The organism is Falsochrobactrum shanghaiense, assembly GCF_003149535.1.
GTDB lineage: Bacteria > Pseudomonadota > Alphaproteobacteria > Rhizobiales > Rhizobiaceae > Brucella > Brucella shanghaiense.
In genome coordinates this window covers 275,446-291,615 of record NZ_QGDB01000002.1, presented here as the reverse complement: position 1 = coordinate 291,615, position 16,170 = coordinate 275,446, and the positions used below count along the sequence as shown (strand labels likewise).

Below are 16,170 nucleotides of genomic sequence, written 5' to 3'. Positions count from 1 at the left end.
ATCGGATACCAGCCGTTCATCGCACCAGCGCGAAAATATCGCGCAGAACATCCGCCATTGCCGGGCTGTCGGCGCTTTTCAATCCGGCAAACAGCCTCGCCCCCAAGGCATGGGCGGCTCCCGGCGCAGCCCCCAGCGCCGACAGCCTGCGCTCGAAAACCTCAAGCGAGCGGGCCTCGGTCTGGAAGAGAATCTCGCGCGGCATTTGCGTGGAATGGGCGGAAATTTCGCTGCCGTCCTGCATGGTAAGCGTCAGTTGGGAATCGAGCGGACCATTGACCGCATCGGGTACAACCGTCGTTTTGGCAACGAGATCGAGGATCAGCGGGTCGTCGCGCAGATTGTTGCCCATGTCATAGGTAATGTCGCCGCGCGAAAGCATGGCGCTGACGGCAAAGGCGGTGCTTGCCTGCGTCTGCACCATGCGTTCATAAGGCCCTTTGTAATTGGTGCCCGGATAGGCCGTGAACGGTTCCCAGAGCGTAACGCTGATGGAAGCGATCTGCGTCGGATCAACCCCGTCAAGATGCAGCTTCTGTGCAGCCATCGCCGCCGCCATATTGTCGCCCAGCGTGGCATAGGGCTTGGCCTGTATCGTGTGCATCATGGCCGGATCGGGCGGCGTGGCCCAGACATCGGGCGTGCTGTCGAGGCCGGCTAGCGTTGCAAGGAAGCCCTTGGGACCATCGAGCGCCAGCGGCGCACCGATCACGCCGTCGCGTGCCAGGCAGGCGGCAATCAGCCCGCCCTGCGCCGCGCGACCGTTTTGCACGCGCCATTCGTCGGCGCCAGCGCGCACCGGCTCCAATGTGCCGCCAGTGGTCGAGGCCGCGATGGACACGGCAGACCCCGCACAAGCCGCATCAAGACCAAGAAGCGCGGCAGAACCCGCCGCCGCCGCGATGGTTCCGAGCGTCGGGCTGGTGCGAAAACCGCGCGCGATCAGCTTGCGCGAAACCACCTCGCCGCGCCCCAGCCAATTGATGGCGCTATAGCCTGCGACCAGCGCACGCAGCACCTCCTCAAGACTTGCGCCTTCGCGCTCCCCCAGAGCGACGATTGCAGGCGGCACCAGCGAGCCGGGATGCGTCCATGAATCGTGATCCGTATCGTCCTGAAAATGCGCATGCGCCGCCACGCCATTGGCGAAAGCCGCTTCGCTCGCCGATAATCGCGTGCCCGACACCCAGGCAGTGGCCGCGCCCTTCGCGTCGGCGGAAAGCGCACAGGACAGCGCCAGTGCGGCGCGGCTTGTTGGCTCCGTGCGCGCCGAAAGCGCCAGCCCCAGCGTGTCGATCAGGCAGATCAGGGCTTTTTCGCGAATGCCGTAGTCGAGTTCGCGCGTCGAAAATCCGGCAAGGTAATCACCGAGAATCTGGCTTGCAGTCTGCATCTTGTTCCTCCCATCAAGCATTTCCAGCAAAACTGCGCAGCGGTTTTGCGTCCGGACAATGCGGTAAAGTCAAGCATTTCCAGCAAAATCGCGTAGCGGTTTTGCGCGGGATCACCCCCGGCTATAAAGCCATGCGCGGCTGGTTCCGATGCCCGCCTTGCGCAGCCGCACCATGGTCAGGGCATGGCTCCACGCGGCGGCAAAGACATCGAGAACCGTAGCCTTGTCGATTGTCTTCAAACCCTCGCGCGCGAGAATTTCCGCCATCACGCCTTCGGCGGGAACGATGACTTCGGCTCCTCTTGCGATCAGCTCGCGCGCCGTTTTCGTGAAGGCTGCAATCAATGCGGATGGTTCGTCGCGCGCTGCGATCAGTTCATATTCGTCCATGCCCGGCGAAAGGGCCGTCACATCGAGAACCCGCGCCTCCAGATGATGCTTGGCGACCGAAAGCCAGGTCATGTAGGCGACATTGGGTGCATTGGAGATCAGGCCGATCTGCCCGCCCAGCGAGCAGCCGGTCAGCAGTGCCGCTTCGGTGAGCGACACCACCGGAATATCGACCGCCGTGCGCATTTCGCGAAGATAAGGCTCGCTGAAAGACCCCATGACAAAAGCATCGTAACCCTGCTTTTCGGCCTCCACCGCCTGTTCGACGATAGGGGCGAGCACACGATGATAGAGATAGGCATTGCCGAGCGCGTCGCTGGGGCTTTGATCGCCATAGGTGCCTTCCGGCAACCCCTGAACATGGACCTCGACCTCCCCGCCGAACAAGGCTTTCGCATGGGCTTCGATACCGCGTTTATAGGCATCGATGCGGCTGAGTTCATTGACCGACTGATGCCAGAATTTAATACCCATGAGGCTCTCCCGAAGCTGCATAAACGTTCAAACGGATGCCCGCTTGCGCGCCGGATCTTCATCTCCCGTTTGCGCAAAGACCTCCGGTCCCATGGGCTTTTCGCCATTGGCGGCAAGCGCCCGGCCCCATTTTTCGAGCCACCAGCCATATTGCGGCGGCCAGTCGGAAAAGCCTTCATTGACGCCAAGCGCTTCGGCGGCATGATGCGCCCAGAAGGGATCGAACAATGCCTGACGGCCAAGGCAGATCAGGTCTGCACGGTCTTCCTGCAATATCCGCTCGGCAAATTCCGGTGTGCGGATCATGCCGACAGCCGCGGTCGGGATACCGGTTTCAGCACGAATCTGCTCGGCGAACGGCACCTGATAGCCCGGTCCGCGGCCAAGGCTGGAATTCGTCGCGCCGATGCGCAGATTGCCGCCCGATGAACAGTCGATGAGATCGACCCCCGCCTGCGCCAATGCGCGCGAAAGCACGAGGCTGTCATCGATGGTCCAGCCGCCCTCGATCCAGTCGGTCGCTGAAATGCGTGCCAGAAGCGGCATGGACTGCGGAATGACCTCGCGTACCGCGCGCACGACTTCGAGCGGCAGTCGCATGCGGTTTTCAAGACTGCCGCCATATTCATCATCGCGATGATTGGCGAGCGGCGAGAGAAAATTCTGCAACAGATAGCCATGCGCCATATGAATTTCGATCAGGTCGAAACCGGCGAGCATTGCCCGGCGTGCTGCGTCAACGAAAGCCTGCCGCAGCCCGTCAATATGGTCCCGCGTTGCGGCTTCAGGGGTCAGCCAGCCTTCACCCAGCGGCAAGGCCGAAGGCGCAAGCGGCGTCCAGCGTTCCTCGCCCATTGCCAGATCGCGATCCGTCAGCGGGCCATTGCCGCGCGTGGCGCGCTGCATGCTCGACTTGCGTCCGCCATGATTGAGCTGGATACCGGCTTTTGCGCCATAGGATTTGATATGGCTGACCAATGCCCGCAAACCGGCGATCTGGCCATCCTCCCAAAGACCCGGATCGCCGTTCGTGACCCGCCCGCGCCGGGTGATCGAGGTCTGCTCGACCATCACCAGCCCCGCCCCGCCCATGGCGAAATTCGCATAATGGGTGTGATGGAAAGGCTGAAGCTGGCCGTTTTCAGCCGAATAGGTGCCCATCGGTGAAATCACGACGCGGTTTTTCAGCGTCAGGCTGCGCAGACTGAATTCCGAAAATAAACGCACTTGCTTTGGCATTGTCTTCTCTCCCTTGCGCGCGCATTCCGCATCGGTGGCCAAAATGCGCGCAATACTCCTCCTCTGCGCCCGAGACCGGGCACAGCAGCGATCAACAATGAATAGTCTGGCCTTGCTTCGGCCCGTCAGCCGGGCATCGTAATCCCTGCTAGGTGCAAAAGCGTTTCACACCTTTGCTGGAAATGTTCTGGGCGGCATGCACGACGCCTGCGGATTAAACGTCGTCGGAATAATGACACGGCGCGGCTCCTCTCCTTTGCCTTGTGTGATCCGGTCGAGCAGTAATGCGGCGGCGGTGGCGCCGACCTCGTTCTGGTCCCAGCTCACCACCGCAATCGGCGGCTGGTGGAGATCGGACAGATCGCTTTGCCCCGAGCCGATCACCGAAATATCCTCCGGTATGCGAAGCCCCCTTGTGCGAATGGCGCGCAGGACACCCGAAAGCATGTCGATACCGCCTGCGATAATTGCGGTAGGCGGCTGCGAAAGACCCAGCAGCGACGAGGTGGTGCGATAGGCCTGATCGCGCAGGAAGCTTTCCGCGATCACCAGTTCCGGCACCGGCGTCAGCCCGCGCTCGGCATGGGCCTGATTGAAACCGCGCACACGCCCGGCACCGGGATGCAGGTTGGGGGAACCGGTAATGATTGCAATGCGGCGATGCCCCAGATCGAGCAGATGTCCCGTCGCCTGTCGCGTTCCTCCCTCATGATCGGCATAGACGGCATCGCTCCATAAAGGCTGGTCGCGGTCGATCATCACCAGCGGAATGGGAAGCGCGCGCAGGATTTCCTCGAACTCTCCCTCGATGGGCGTGTAAGGCCCCATAAGAACGCCATCGACCTGACCGCTGGAAAAGCTGCGCAGCAATTCCACTTCCCGCTGCCTGCGCCCTTCGGAATTGGCGATCAGCATGGCATAGCCAGATTCGTTGAACATGTTCTGCGCGGTGGAAACGAAGCCGCCAAGCTGGGCGATGTTGATCTCGCGCAGGATGCAGCCTATCGTTCTGCTTCGCCCCATCCGCATCGATTTGGCAGCCGCATTGGGTACATAGCCGAGCTGTTCAATCGCGCTTTCCACCGCCTTGCGGATATTGGGCTTCACATCCGCCGCTTCATTGATTACCCGCGAAACCGAGCCAATCGAGACTTTCGCAAGCCGCGCAACGTCGTGTATGGTAGGTGTCTTGGCCATGTTCAATCCGCAATCAGAAGCATATTAAATCTCGAAACTCCATTGTTCGGTCGCCACACGATAACCGGACCCCTCGCGCAGCAACCATCCGAAGCCGGGAAAATGGATATGCATGCCCGCGACCAGCATGTCTTCCTCCAATATCCGCGCCAATAATGCCATGCGATTGCGTGCGGCCATATCGGGATCATGGTCGAAACTCATGGAAACCTCGGGCCGCGCGACCTGAATTTCGGGCACATGCGCAAGATCGCCCCAGACGATCATCTGCTTGCCCTGCGAGCTTATCAGCCATGTACTGTGACCGGGCGTGTGACCGGCACATTCCACAAGCCTTATGCCCGGAAGCACTTCCTCGCCATCCTCCGCCAGCCGCAATCTGCCATTGCGATAGGGATCGATCTGTTCGCGCGTCCAGCCGAAATAGCGCTCGCGCTTGCGTTCATCCGCCGCCGCCATTTCCGCATCCGAATACCAGTGCTCGATTTCCTTGCGATTGGCGATGACCGTCGCATTGGGAAACAGCCTTGCGCCGGTTTTCACATCCGTCAGCCCGCAGGAATGATCGGGATGACAATGCGTTAGAAGGACGTGCTCAACCTCTGCCGGATCGACTTCTGCGGCAGCGAGATTTTCGAACAACTTGCCCGCCGTGGGGCCGAACTTGTCCTGTGAGCCGCAGTCGATCAGCACCGTTCCCGCCGGGCCGCGCAACAAGAAGCAATTGACCGAAATGCGCGGCGGCGAGATACGATGATCGCGCGCCATCATCCGGTCCACATCGTCCGGTTCGAATTCGCGGAAGATATGATAGCCCATCTCGACATAGCCGTCAGAAAGCGCCGTCACCAGAAAATCGCCGAAGCGGCGATGATAGACGCCGGGGATCTGTTTGGCAGGAATAGTGCTCATTTCGAATGGTTCCGCATCGTCGGTTTCAATCTCGGCATGTCCGCATTCATCGTTGTCATAACAGATCAAGTTCACGAAGATCGGTAGTATTTTCTATTTCGTACAACCTGTTGAAAAGCGGCCCGACCTTATCTTCCGGCAGGAAGATCGCCGCGCATTCATTGAATTTCGATTGCAATTCGGAGCGGTCGAGCTGCTTCTGCCAGCTTCCGCGCGCATGTTCCACCGGATCGTGGCGCAGCACCGTGCCGTCGCGCAACGTCACCCAGACCAGATCGAACGGCGCAACGGGAAGATCGGCGGCGGCCTTGTCCTCGTTTACGGTTACATCGACCCGTTCGAGCATTGCCTGAATATCCGCACGGCTGACGAAATCATCCGTCAATTCGCGCAATCCCACCCGCCGCGCGACAGCCGCGCTCGCCATGGCGAATTCCATCGAGAATTTTGCTGCAAGTCCCGTTTGCGGACGGCTGTTGCGCAGCATCAGGCGCTGCGTGATACCCGTATGCACATGGATGGTCGCAATGTCGTCGGGCGCAATATCATGCTCCTCGGCCAGACCGAGCATGGCGTCGATTGCGCGATGCGTGGCATAGCAGGTCGGATAACGCTTTATGTTGACGCCATAACGCGCTGCCATGGATTCTTCGCCGATCCTGAAAGCGTCCGCATCAAGTTCCGGTGTCCCTGAAGGCGAAAAGGAGCGCATGAAGCCGGTGCGATGTTCCAGCGCATCCAGCGAGCCGGTAAAGCCGGATTTTGCGAGCCTGACTGCCTGAATGCCCGATTGCGCCGTGCGGCCCGCATGAAGCGATTTCGTCATGGAGCCGAAATTCGCCACCAGCCCCGCCGCAAGCGATGCGGCGATGGCCAGGGCGTGAGCGGTCTGCTCGGGAGAAAGCTGGTGCAGGCGCGCTGCGGCGGCGGCGCAGGCAAGCGTGCCCATGACCGCCGTGGGATGAAAACCGCGATCATGCAGATGGCCCGGTTCAAGTTCCGCCAGGTGCGCCCAGAGTTCATAGCCGACCAGATAGGCTTCCAGCGCATCCTGCCCGGAAGATTGCAGCACATGCCCTTCCGCCAGAATGAGCGGAACCAGAACCGTGCTGGGATGGCCTGCCAGCGCCACATCGTCAAAATCGAGCACATGGGCTGCGACGCCATTGACGAGAGCCGCATCGGCAGCGCCGTAGCGAATGCCGTTGACCGCGACAGGTGCTTCATTGCTGCCGGTTGCGGGCGTCGCAATAGCTGCGGCAAGTTCGACAGCCGGTTCGCGCGCCCCCGCCAGCATGACGCCGACGCAATCGACGATGCCGATGCGGGCGGCGTGGATCGCCTCGGCGGGAGCGGAAGCAGCGTCGAAGTTGACGATGAAATCCGCGGCCTTTCTGGTGATGCTGTCCATGGCTAATACCTCAATAGGAGCGTGGCAATCCCAGCATATGCTGACCGATATAGGCGAGGATCAGGTTGGTCGAGATCGGGGCGGTCTGGTAGATACGGCACTCGCGCCATTTGCGCTCGATGCCATATTCGGTGGCATAGCCGAAACCGCCAAAGGTCTGCAACGCGGTATCCGCCGCATGCCATGTCGCCTCCGACGCCAGCAGCTTGGCCATGTTCGCTTCGCCGCCACAGGGCCGGTGCGCATCGAACAGCGCCGCAGCCTTGCGCGCCATCAGGTCGGCGGCCTCAAGTTCGGCATGGGCGCGGGCAATCGGAAACTGCACGCCCTGATTTGCACCGATGGCGCGGTTGAAAACATGACGCTCCTTGGCATATTCCACGGCCCGCTTCACCATGTAGCGGCCATCGCCGATACATTCGGAAGCGACCAGAATGCGCTCGGCATTCATGCCGTCGAGAATATAACGGAAGCCCTTGCCTTCCTCGCCGACCAGCGCCGATGCGGGAACGCGCAGATTCTCGATAAAGACTTCAGTCGTATTATGGTTCATCAGCGCCTTGATCGGGCGAATATCGATGCCATTGCCGCGTGCTTCGCGCAGATCGACCAGAAACACGGAAATCCCTTCCGTCTTTTTGGCGACCTGATCAAGCGGCGTGGTACGCGCCAATAGCAGCATCAGATCGGAATAGAGCGCACGCGAGGTAAACACCTTCTGGCCATTGATGACATAATGATCGCCATCGCGCACCGCGCGCGTCTTGAGCTGCGTCGTGTCGGAGCCGGTGGTCGGCTCGGTCACGCCGAATGCCTGAAGGCGCAGCGTGCCATCGGCGATCCCCGGCAGATAGGCTTCCTTCTGTTGTTTCGTGCCGTGGCGCAGCAGCGTGCCCATGATATACATCTGGGCATGGGCCGGGCTTGCCTGACAGCCGCAGGCGTTGATTTCCTCCAGAATGACGGCGGCTGCGCGCAATGGCAGGCCGGCGCCGCCATATTCTTCCGGCACAAGTGCGGCAAGAAAGCCGCCTTGCGTCAATTCGGCCACGAATTCCGATGGATAGCCGGATTCCTCTTCGAGCTTCTCCCAATATTCCAGCGGATATTTTTCGCAAATCCGGCGGATCGACTCCCGCAGTTCGGGATAGTCTTCGCCCAGCACCATATTGACAATATCTTCGCTCATTTCACGGTCTTTCACTTGAACTTATGAATGTCTTGGGAAGGCCAGCGCGCGCAATGGCGCCGCTATAGCGCTCTTCATCGCCCAGCCAGTTTTCTACGTCGCGGCGCAGTTCGAGCAGCGCGGCAATGTCAATGCCAGTCGAAAAGCCCATGCTTTCAAGCATATAGGCCGTGTCTTCCGTATTGATGTTTCCTGTCGCTCCCGGCGCGAAGGGGCAACCGCCCAGCCCGGCCAGCGAGCTGTCGAAAACGCGCACGCCCATTTCGAGTGCAGCGGCGACATTGGCCAAACCAAGGCCGCGTGTATCGTGGAAATGGCAGATCACCCGCCGCCCCGCCGCAATTTCCATAATGGGCGGCAGCAATTCCTTCACCTGTGCGGGGTGGCCGTAGCCAACCGTATCGGCGACGATCAACTCGTCCGCTCCGCCATCCGCCACCCGGCGCGCTACTTCGAAGACGCGCTCAGGCGCGACATGCCCCTGAAGCGTGCAGCCGAAGCTTGTAGCCAGCCCGACGCCAAGCACCATGTCACGCCCCGCATCGGTTTGTTTCAGGGCCACGATGCGCTCGAATTCAGCGATAGCCTCATCGGTCGAACGACGAACATTCGACTGGCTATGCGCTTCCGAGATGGAAAGGACATAATTAATGTGCCGGAAGCCCGCAGCCAGCGCGCGCTCCGCGCCTTTAAGATTGGGAACGAGGGCTGACGACACCACGCCGGAAAGCGCAGGCAGGCTTTTGGCAAGCTCGTCGGCATCGGCAAATTGCGGAACGATCTTCGGCGGCACGAAGGAGGTGAGTTCGATTTCCCGGACGCCCGCGGCTTTCAGCCGTTGCGCCCATTCCAGCTTGCGTTCGGTTTCCAGAAAGCGCCTGGCCATCTGGATACCGTCACGCAGGCCGACTTCACGCAGGATTACCTGTTCGCTCATGGCTCAAACTCCCCGGAAGACCGGCGGGCGCTTTTCATTGAAAGCACGCACACCTTCATGCCGGTCTTCGGTCGGCACCATGCGGTTGTAGCATTCGATCTCGAAAGCCAGACCATCGGCGAGCGACATCTGAAGCCCGCGGTGGATCGATTGCTTGGCCTGCCGCACCGAGATCGGCGCATTGCCCGCAATGCGGCGCGCGGTTGCAAGCGTTGCTTCAAGCAGTTCCGCCTGTGGGAGAACGCGATTGACCAGCCCCCATTCGAAGGCCTGCTGCGCGGTGAAGGGAAGCCCGGTCAGGATCACTTCCTTGGCACGCCGCTCCCCGACCGCACGCGGCAGGTTCTGCGTGCCGCCCGCCCCCGGCATAATGCCGAGCGTGACTTCGGTGAGCGCGAAGCGCGCATTCTCCGAAGCATAGGCAAAATCAAGCGCCGCCGTAATTTCACAGCCGCCGCCATAGGCGGCACCATTGATTGCGCCAATCAGCGGCAGCGGACAACCGACAATCGCCCGGAGCATGCGCTCGAACATTGCATGCTGGCGCAGCCATTGCTTGTCGGTCATGCCGTTGCGTTCTTTCAGGTCGCCGCCCGCGCAGAAGGCTTTCTCTCCCGTTCCGGTCAGCACCAGCGCCCGCAGGCCGTCGGTATCGATCTGGAACCCTTCGAAGAGATCCATCAGTTCCTCGCCCATGCGGGTATTCATCGCATTGGCCGCTTGTGGCCGGTTGAGCCGGATCAGCAGCACATGATCGTCGATGCGCTCCAGTTCGAGCGTTTCATAAGTGCGTTCCATCTTAGCATTCCTGCCTGATCGTTTGGTTATGTGCCCCAAGCGCCGGGGCAGCCCCGCCGGAGGTCGGGCGGGCATCGTCAATGGTGAAAGGCAGACCAACCCATTTCTGCCCGTCCGCTTCAGTCAATATGCCGACCGCTTCGGTTTGCGGATGGGTCCAGACCTTGTCGATGCTTAAAAGCGGACAATTGGGAACACCGACCGCATCAAGTGCCGCGCCCAGTTCGTTCACCGTCATGCGGCTTACGGAAGCGGCGATCTGCGGAACCAGTTCATCGCGCAGCACCACCCGGTCGCGATTGCGTGCGAAACGTTGATCTTTTCCCACCGCTTCCAGTCCCGGCAGCGCCTGGCAGAGCTTGCTGAAAAGCTTGTCATTGCCCGCCGCGATCATCACCCAGCCGTCCTGTGCCTCGAAAGCCTGATAGGGGACGATTTCGGCAAGGCCGGAGCCATGCGGCTTGCGCACTTCGCCTGCGACCGCATGAGCGGCAAGCGGAATGGTCATCCAGGCAAGGCCGGTTTCAAACAGGGATGTGGCGATATGCGCGCCTTGCCCGTCGCGGGTGCGTTCGAAAAGGGCCGATAGCAGGCCGATTACCGTCCACATGCCCGACCCCATATCGACCAGCGACACGCCGACGCGCACGGGCGGACGGTTCGCTTCGCCGGTGATCGACATGATACCGGAGGAAGCCTGCGCGAGCGGGTCATAACCCAGCTTGCGCGACAATGGCCCGGTCTTGCCAAATGCGCCAATATCGCACCAGATCAGCTGAGGATATTTCTGGCGCAGTTCGTCAACATCGACGCCAAACTTGGTCAACAGGCCGGGCCGCAGATTCTGGATCACGGCATCGGCCTCGCCGATCAGCCGCATGAGCATGCCAAGCTCGTCGGGCTTGGAAAAGTCGAGCGTAATGCTTTCCTTGCCCCGGTTGAGCGCGTGAAAGGCCGTCGCGTCTTCTTTAAGGAAGGGAGGCCCCCAGCCGCGCGCATAATCGCCGGTGGCCGGATTTTCGATCTTGATGACCCGCGCGCCCAGTTCGGCAAGGATCAGGCCCGCATAAGGCGCAGCCACGCTATGGCCCAGTTCCAGGACCGTCAGACCGTTGAGTGGTGCAGAATTACCCAAAATAGTTCTCCTGTTCGACCCGAAGAAAGGCCGGGCTTCGGCTCACAGATATTCTTCCGCGAGGGCCGCGCCCTTGATTTCACTGGTGGTTCCGGAACGGCGGATAAGCCCGCCGCGCATGATATGTCCTGAATGCGCAAGCTTGAGTGCGGGGCGAGCCATCTGCTCGGTCATCAGGACGGCGATGCCCTCTTCCTGCATCTGGCGAACCGCGACCGATATTTGCTGGATCCATACCGGCGCAAGTCCGAGAAACGGTTCGTCGAGCAAGAGCAGTTTGGGGCCGCTGCACATCGCGCGCGCAATTGCGACAAGCTGCTGCTGGCCACCGGAAAGTTCGCCCGCCGCCTGCGCCTGCCGCTCGGCAAGAAACGGAAAGCTTGCAACCAGCTTGTCCCAGGATCGGGTCTGCTCCTGTGAGGAAAGCGTACCCGCCCCCGCCAGCACATTGTCCTTGACCGTCATGCCGGGAAAGACCCGCCTGCCCTCGGGCGAATAACCGATGCCAAGCCGCGCCCGTGCATCGCTGGCCAAGCCGCTGATATTGCGCCCGTCAAAGGTGACTTCACCGCGCGCTGCGCGCACAAGACCGATCACCGCATTGATAAGGCTCGATTTTCCGGCTCCATTGGCGCCGATCAGCAAGACGGTCTGCCCGCGTTTGACATCGAGGCTGACCCCGGACAAGGCGCGGGTGCCGCCATAATTTACATGCAGATCACGAATGCTGAGCATCGTCATCCTCCTCCTCGCTGCCGCCAAGATAGGCATTGATCACATGCTCATAAGCCAGCACCGTAGCGGGCGGGCCTTCCGCGATGAGCTTGCCGCCATCGAGCAAGATGACCTCGGGGCAAAGCCGCTTGATGAGTTCCATGTCATGTTCGACAAGCAGCACCCCGCAGCCGAAAGTCTCGCGCGCAAAACGCACATAGGTGTCGATGTTGACGCGTTCGGATTTTTCCAGCCCCGCCGCCGGTTCATCGAGCAGCAGCATCTTGGGTTGCGTTGCCAGCGCCATGGTAAGCCCCAGCATTTTCTGAAGCCCATAGGGCAGAACCTCGGCATGGCGGTTCCAGTTCTCGATCAGCCCGAACTGGTCGAGCAGCGGCGCAAGACGCTCAAGCACCACCCGGTTGCCTCCCGACAAGCCCCCCGAAAACCGCAATGCCGAAAGCAGGTTGTCTTCGACGCTATAGCCGCTGAAGATCGCGGTTTGCTGGAAGCTGCGCACCAGTCCCCGGTCGGCATTTTCATAGACCGGGCGGCCATCGATGCGCACATCGCCCAGCATGACCCGCCCGGAACTCAGATTAAGGCGACCGGAGATGATATTGATCATCGTGGTCTTGCCCGCACCATTGGGCCCGATAACGCCCAGCAACCCGCCCGCAGGCACGGTGAAGCTGACATCATGGAAGACCTTGAGCCCGCCGAAAGCTTTGGAAATGCTATCGGCATGAAGCGCATTGGCGGCGATATTCTGTCCGTTCATTGCTTCTTCTCCTCGACTGCCAATGCCGATGCGGCAGGGGTCGCGGCTGTGCCTTTTTGCATCAGGCGCCGGAGGATATTGGTTGCAACCCCCACCACGCCGCCGCGTGCGACAAGCGTTACGACGATGATCAGCAGGCCAAAGAGGCCGGGAGACATTTCCCCGCTCAAAGCGAAGTAATCGGTGGCCGAGACCAGAAGGATCGCTCCGACCAGCGTGCCGAGGATCGTCCTCTTGCCGCCCACGATCGTGTAGGTGATGTAGGAGACCGACGACATCGGCGCGAAGGAAGTCGGATGTGCGGTCATGAGCATATTGACCAGCGCAAAGCCCGCAAATCCGGAAACGCCTGCGGCAACCGCAAAGGCCATCGCCTTGTATTTCCAGGCTGCAAGGCCAAGGCTTTCCGCCAGAACGTCATTGGTTTCGATGGCTGCAAATTCGTAACGGAACCAGCGTGTGAACACGGCGGTGATTACGAAGCCCGTGAAGGCAAGGCCGCAGGTCGTCAGCAACACATGGGAGTTGTCCCACAATTCCATGCCGAAGATCGTGACGGCAGGCATTCCCACAAGGCCGTTGGCGCCGCCGGTAAGCGGTTCCAGTTCAAAAAGCAGCAGCTGCACGATCTCGCTGAGAACGAAGGTCACGAGGACGAAATAGACGCCCTTGAGCTTGAGGATCAGCGACCCCAAGGGAATTGCGCAAAGTGCCGGCACCACGAAAGCGCATACGCCCAGCACGAAGACATCGGTAATCCCCACCCGCAGGCTGAGGACCGCAACCGTATAGCCGCCGATCGCCATGAAGGAGGGAACCGCAAAACTCATCAGATCGAGCCGCTGCATGATATAGACGCCAAGCGCGCCGGTTGCTGCAATCAGGATCAGATTGGTCTGCGAAAGTATCTGCGGATTGACGCTCACCAAAGGGATGATGAATGCCAGCGCCACGAGTGCGAGCGTGATCCAGTCGTGGCTTCCCAGCAATGACTGGCCCTTGCTGGCAGGCAGTACGGAATTGACGGAAGTGCTCATGAGCGACGCGCCTCCTTGCCCAGAAGGCCCTGCGGCCGGACCACGAGAATGATGAGAACAAGCGTAAAGAGGGTAAGCGCACCCTTGGAGCCGCCCAGATAGACGGCGGCATAGGCTTCGACCAGACCGACGATGAAAGCGGCCACGGTTGCGCCGGTAACGCTGCCCAGCCCGCCCAGAATGACGGTCAGGAAGGAGAAGGCCAGAACCGAGTCGCCCACATGCGGAGCCAGCGCCAGAATGGGCGTGACGAGCGCGCCGGTGATGCCTGCAAGGCCCGTCGCAAGGGCAAAAGCAAATGGAAACAATGCCTTGGTGCGCATGCCCAGCGCGCTGGCTACCGCGCGGTCTTCAGCCATGGCGCGCATTCCGCGTCCGATATTGGTGCGATAGACGAGCCAGTAGACAAAGGCGATTGCCGCAAGACAGGCACCGAGCACGATCATATTGGCATAGGGGAAATATACCCCGCCAAGACGCCAGACGCCGGAGACGGGAAAGGTGAACTGCGGCGATTCCGCGCCGAAGATCATCAGGATCGACGTCGCCATGACAAGATAGAAGCCGAGCGTGACCATCAGCGTCGCCTGATGATCCTCGATCACCCTTTCAAGGATGAGAACCTCGAACAGCCAGCCCAGGGCGGCGGTGGCGACCAGCGCCAGGAATACGGCCAGCGGATAGGGCAAGCCCAGCATTGTCGTGCAGTAATAGGCGACATAGCCGCCCATTACATAGAATCCGCCATGGGCGAAATTCACCACTCCGAGGATACCGAAAATCAGCGTAAACCCGAGCGCCAGAAGGGTGTACTGTGAGCCGAGGCTGATTCCGATCAGCCCCGTTGTGATGAAACTTTCCATTGTTCAGGCCTCAGTCTTCTTTGACCGCGTCCGCATGGATGAACGGCTGCTGTTCGCCATTCTCGACGACGCCGATCGCAAACGGATAGGACATTTCCTGATTGATCCCGAAGAAGCTCTCGCCGATCCAGTAACCCTTGCCGATGTTCTCGTCCTCGACAGGAAGCTCGCGCAAGGCCGCAGCGATCTTTTCGGAATCATCGACACTGCCCGCAGCCTGCGCCGCCTTCACCATCATGCGCGCCGCAAAGACCCAGCGGAAGAAATCGCTGTTTTCCGGGCGTGGCGATCCCATCAGCTTCTGATATTTTTCCTCAAGAGCGCGCAGGTTGTCGTCCATATAGACGGGCTCGTACCAGAGGAAATCCTTGAGGACATCGACGCCGCCAGCCACGCGGGCGATTTCATCGAAGCCCGGACCGCCAAGCCGGAACACCGGTCCCGTAAAACCTGCCTGACGCAATTGCTTGACGATGATGCCCGCGTCACCTGCAGGCGAGGAAGCAAGATCGAGCGCGCCCGGATTGGTGCTCATGATGCGGGTGATGATCGGGGCGAAATTGGTGGTGCCGCGCTGGTAATATTCTTCGGTGACGCTCAGTCCCTTATCCTTGAAAATCTGCGCATTGACGCTGGCAATATCCGTGCCGCCCTGATCGTTTGGCGCAACGATTGCCACAGTGTCGAATTTGAAACGCTCAAGCCCCGCATCGATGATCGGGCTTGCCCAGGCCGAAGGCCCCGGTCCGATATGGAATACGCTCGGCCATTGCGGCCCGATCGCATTTTTGGCGAAACTGTTGACCATGGCGACCATGCGGTTGCGGGTCGCGACCGGTTTCATGCCCGTCACTTCCGGCGAGCCGACCGCACCGACGATCACCTTGACGCCATCCGCAGCCAGCGCGCTCATCGCCGAGGCCGCGCCTTCCGCCGTATATTTGGAATCGATCACATGCGTCGATACGGTGCACTCGGTCCCGTCGATGACCAGACGCTTCTCCTCCATCGTTTCCTTGGCGACGAATTCCACCGCGCCGCGAAGCGCAAGGCCCCATTGCGCCGCCGGACCCGACAAAACCGCAGGCGAGCCGATCTTCAACTCGCAGGCAACGGAACTTCCGACAAATGCAGTAGACGCCAGCAATGCGCCGCACATCAGGCGGCCCAGATAAAATGCCATGTTTTTCTCCTCCCAAACGCAGAAGCGCCGCCTGCCTGCAATGGCGCACCCATTGCTTATTGCACGGGGGTCAACGCTCTACCGCCTGACCATAAAAGCAGCTTTTATGCATGTCAATAAAACGTTTCATATTATTTTCACAAAAGCCAGCGGGCGGTGATAATCAAAAACGAAATTCAATATTTTCTATTTTAATTAATAATTTCAATTATTTGTAGTGCGTCCACTGCACAACAATAATGGAGTCGTGCTCATTGCAGGCGCATCATATGGATTATAATTCAGATTATTTGAATCGTTATATTTATCGTTTCATCAAGAGTCGAAATCCGCCTCAACTCCGCCGTGTCAAGGGATTTCAGCGAAAATACAAAGCATCTGCGCGAGGCAATCAGTTTATGAAACCGATTGCCTCGCGCTGATAATGCTCATCAATGGGAGAAAGTGCCGGGGCGTGGTGACGAACTGATCCAATCAGATCGAAATAGGCTTTAACTATTTGTTTTACCGCGCATCT

General features: G+C 59.9%; 15 protein-coding genes. All 15 read right to left on the bottom strand.

The features are described from left to right. Nucleotides 1-16 precede the first annotated feature (16 nt). Complete coding sequence (locus DKP76_RS05260) at nucleotides 17-1,393, bottom strand: MmgE/PrpD family protein (protein ID WP_158279416.1); 1,377 nt, start codon at nucleotides 1,391-1,393, stop codon at nucleotides 17-19. Nucleotides 1,394-1,504: 111 nt separating this feature from the next. Then, a complete protein-coding gene (locus DKP76_RS05255; RefSeq protein ID WP_109705402.1) occupies nucleotides 1,505-2,257 on the bottom strand; it encodes an aspartate/glutamate racemase family protein in 753 nt (250 codons plus the stop codon). Between the two features lie 27 nt (nucleotides 2,258-2,284). Further along, a complete protein-coding gene (locus DKP76_RS05250; RefSeq protein ID WP_109705846.1) occupies nucleotides 2,285-3,496 on the bottom strand; it encodes an NADH:flavin oxidoreductase/NADH oxidase in 1,212 nt (403 codons plus the stop codon). Nucleotides 3,497-3,661: 165 nt separating this feature from the next. After that, nucleotides 3,662-4,693 (bottom strand): LacI family DNA-binding transcriptional regulator, encoded by a 1,032-nt coding sequence (locus DKP76_RS05245; protein WP_109705401.1) that lies wholly within the window; start codon nucleotides 4,691-4,693, stop codon nucleotides 3,662-3,664. Between the two features lie 24 nt (nucleotides 4,694-4,717). After that, entirely contained in the window at nucleotides 4,718-5,605 is an 888-nt protein-coding gene (locus DKP76_RS05240; RefSeq protein ID WP_109705845.1) for an MBL fold metallo-hydrolase, read from the bottom strand. Between the two features lie 55 nt (nucleotides 5,606-5,660). Continuing rightward, nucleotides 5,661-7,016 carry an MmgE/PrpD family protein gene (locus DKP76_RS05235; RefSeq protein ID WP_109705400.1) on the bottom strand — a complete coding sequence of 452 codons (1,356 nt, stop codon included), beginning with the start codon at nucleotides 7,014-7,016 and terminating at the stop codon, nucleotides 5,661-5,663. 10 nt (nucleotides 7,017-7,026) lie between these two features. Then, a complete protein-coding gene (locus tag DKP76_RS05230; protein ID WP_245410145.1) occupies nucleotides 7,027-8,205 on the bottom strand; it encodes an acyl-CoA dehydrogenase family protein in 1,179 nt (392 codons plus the stop codon). A gap of 1 nt (nucleotide 8,206) precedes the next feature. Continuing rightward, on the bottom strand, nucleotides 8,207-9,142 hold the full coding sequence (locus DKP76_RS05225; RefSeq protein ID WP_109705399.1) for a hydroxymethylglutaryl-CoA lyase: 936 nt from the start codon (nucleotides 9,140-9,142) through the stop codon (nucleotides 8,207-8,209). A 3-nt stretch (nucleotides 9,143-9,145) separates the two neighbouring features. Further along, nucleotides 9,146-9,940: an enoyl-CoA hydratase/isomerase family protein gene (locus tag DKP76_RS05220; protein WP_109705398.1), complete on the bottom strand. Its 795-nt coding sequence runs from the start codon at nucleotides 9,938-9,940 to the stop codon at nucleotides 9,146-9,148. A 1-nt stretch (nucleotide 9,941) separates the two neighbouring features. Then, nucleotides 9,942-11,075 carry a CaiB/BaiF CoA transferase family protein gene (locus tag DKP76_RS05215; protein WP_109705397.1) on the bottom strand — a complete coding sequence of 378 codons (1,134 nt, stop codon included), beginning with the start codon at nucleotides 11,073-11,075 and terminating at the stop codon, nucleotides 9,942-9,944. A gap of 42 nt (nucleotides 11,076-11,117) precedes the next feature. Beyond that, nucleotides 11,118-11,810 carry an ABC transporter ATP-binding protein gene (locus DKP76_RS05210; protein WP_109705396.1) on the bottom strand — a complete coding sequence of 231 codons (693 nt, stop codon included), beginning with the start codon at nucleotides 11,808-11,810 and terminating at the stop codon, nucleotides 11,118-11,120. Beyond that, nucleotides 11,794-12,570 carry an ABC transporter ATP-binding protein gene (locus DKP76_RS05205; RefSeq protein ID WP_109705395.1) on the bottom strand — a complete coding sequence of 259 codons (777 nt, stop codon included), beginning with the start codon at nucleotides 12,568-12,570 and terminating at the stop codon, nucleotides 11,794-11,796. Before DKP76_RS05205 ends, DKP76_RS05210 begins: the two co-directional genes overlap by 17 nt. Next, complete coding sequence (locus DKP76_RS05200; protein WP_109705394.1) at nucleotides 12,567-13,607, bottom strand: branched-chain amino acid ABC transporter permease; 1,041 nt, start codon at nucleotides 13,605-13,607, stop codon at nucleotides 12,567-12,569. The genes DKP76_RS05205 and DKP76_RS05200 overlap by 4 nt, the downstream gene beginning before the upstream one ends. After that, nucleotides 13,604-14,470 (bottom strand): branched-chain amino acid ABC transporter permease, encoded by an 867-nt coding sequence (locus tag DKP76_RS05195; RefSeq protein WP_109705393.1) that lies wholly within the window; start codon nucleotides 14,468-14,470, stop codon nucleotides 13,604-13,606. The genes DKP76_RS05200 and DKP76_RS05195 overlap by 4 nt, the downstream gene beginning before the upstream one ends. A 10-nt stretch (nucleotides 14,471-14,480) precedes the next feature. Next, nucleotides 14,481-15,653: an ABC transporter substrate-binding protein gene (locus DKP76_RS05190; RefSeq protein WP_109705392.1), complete on the bottom strand. Its 1,173-nt coding sequence runs from the start codon at nucleotides 15,651-15,653 to the stop codon at nucleotides 14,481-14,483. Between the last annotated feature and the right edge of the window lie 517 nt (nucleotides 15,654-16,170).

Excerpts from the sequence above, each read along its gene's own strand:
- DKP76_RS05190 (WP_109705392.1), bottom strand. The coding sequence starts at position 15,653 with ATGGCATTTTATCTGGGCCGCCTGATGTGCGGCGCATTGCTGGCGTCT.
- DKP76_RS05235 (WP_109705400.1), bottom strand. The coding sequence starts at position 7,016 with ATGGACAGCATCACCAGAAAGGCCGCGGATTTCATCGTCAACTTCGAC.
- DKP76_RS05200 (WP_109705394.1), bottom strand. The coding sequence starts at position 13,607 with ATGAGCACTTCCGTCAATTCCGTACTGCCTGCCAGCAAGGGCCAGTCA.
- DKP76_RS05220 (WP_109705398.1), bottom strand. The coding sequence starts at position 9,940 with ATGGAACGCACTTATGAAACGCTCGAACTGGAGCGCATCGACGATCAT.
- DKP76_RS05250 (WP_109705846.1), bottom strand. The coding sequence starts at position 3,496 with ATGCCAAAGCAAGTGCGTTTATTTTCGGAATTCAGTCTGCGCAGCCTG.
- DKP76_RS05230 (WP_245410145.1), bottom strand. The coding sequence starts at position 8,205 with ATGAGCGAAGATATTGTCAATATGGTGCTGGGCGAAGACTATCCCGAA.
- DKP76_RS05210 (WP_109705396.1), bottom strand. The coding sequence starts at position 11,810 with ATGCTCAGCATTCGTGATCTGCATGTAAATTATGGCGGCACCCGCGCC.
- DKP76_RS05195 (WP_109705393.1), bottom strand. The coding sequence starts at position 14,470 with ATGGAAAGTTTCATCACAACGGGGCTGATCGGAATCAGCCTCGGCTCA.
- DKP76_RS05260 (WP_158279416.1), bottom strand. The coding sequence starts at position 1,393 with ATGCAGACTGCAAGCCAGATTCTCGGTGATTACCTTGCCGGATTTTCG.
- DKP76_RS05205 (WP_109705395.1), bottom strand. The coding sequence starts at position 12,570 with ATGAACGGACAGAATATCGCCGCCAATGCGCTTCATGCCGATAGCATT.
- DKP76_RS05245 (WP_109705401.1), bottom strand. The coding sequence starts at position 4,693 with ATGGCCAAGACACCTACCATACACGACGTTGCGCGGCTTGCGAAAGTC.
- DKP76_RS05255 (WP_109705402.1), bottom strand. The coding sequence starts at position 2,257 with ATGGGTATTAAATTCTGGCATCAGTCGGTCAATGAACTCAGCCGCATC.
- DKP76_RS05225 (WP_109705399.1), bottom strand. The coding sequence starts at position 9,142 with ATGAGCGAACAGGTAATCCTGCGTGAAGTCGGCCTGCGTGACGGTATC.
- DKP76_RS05240 (WP_109705845.1), bottom strand. The coding sequence starts at position 5,605 with ATGAGCACTATTCCTGCCAAACAGATCCCCGGCGTCTATCATCGCCGC.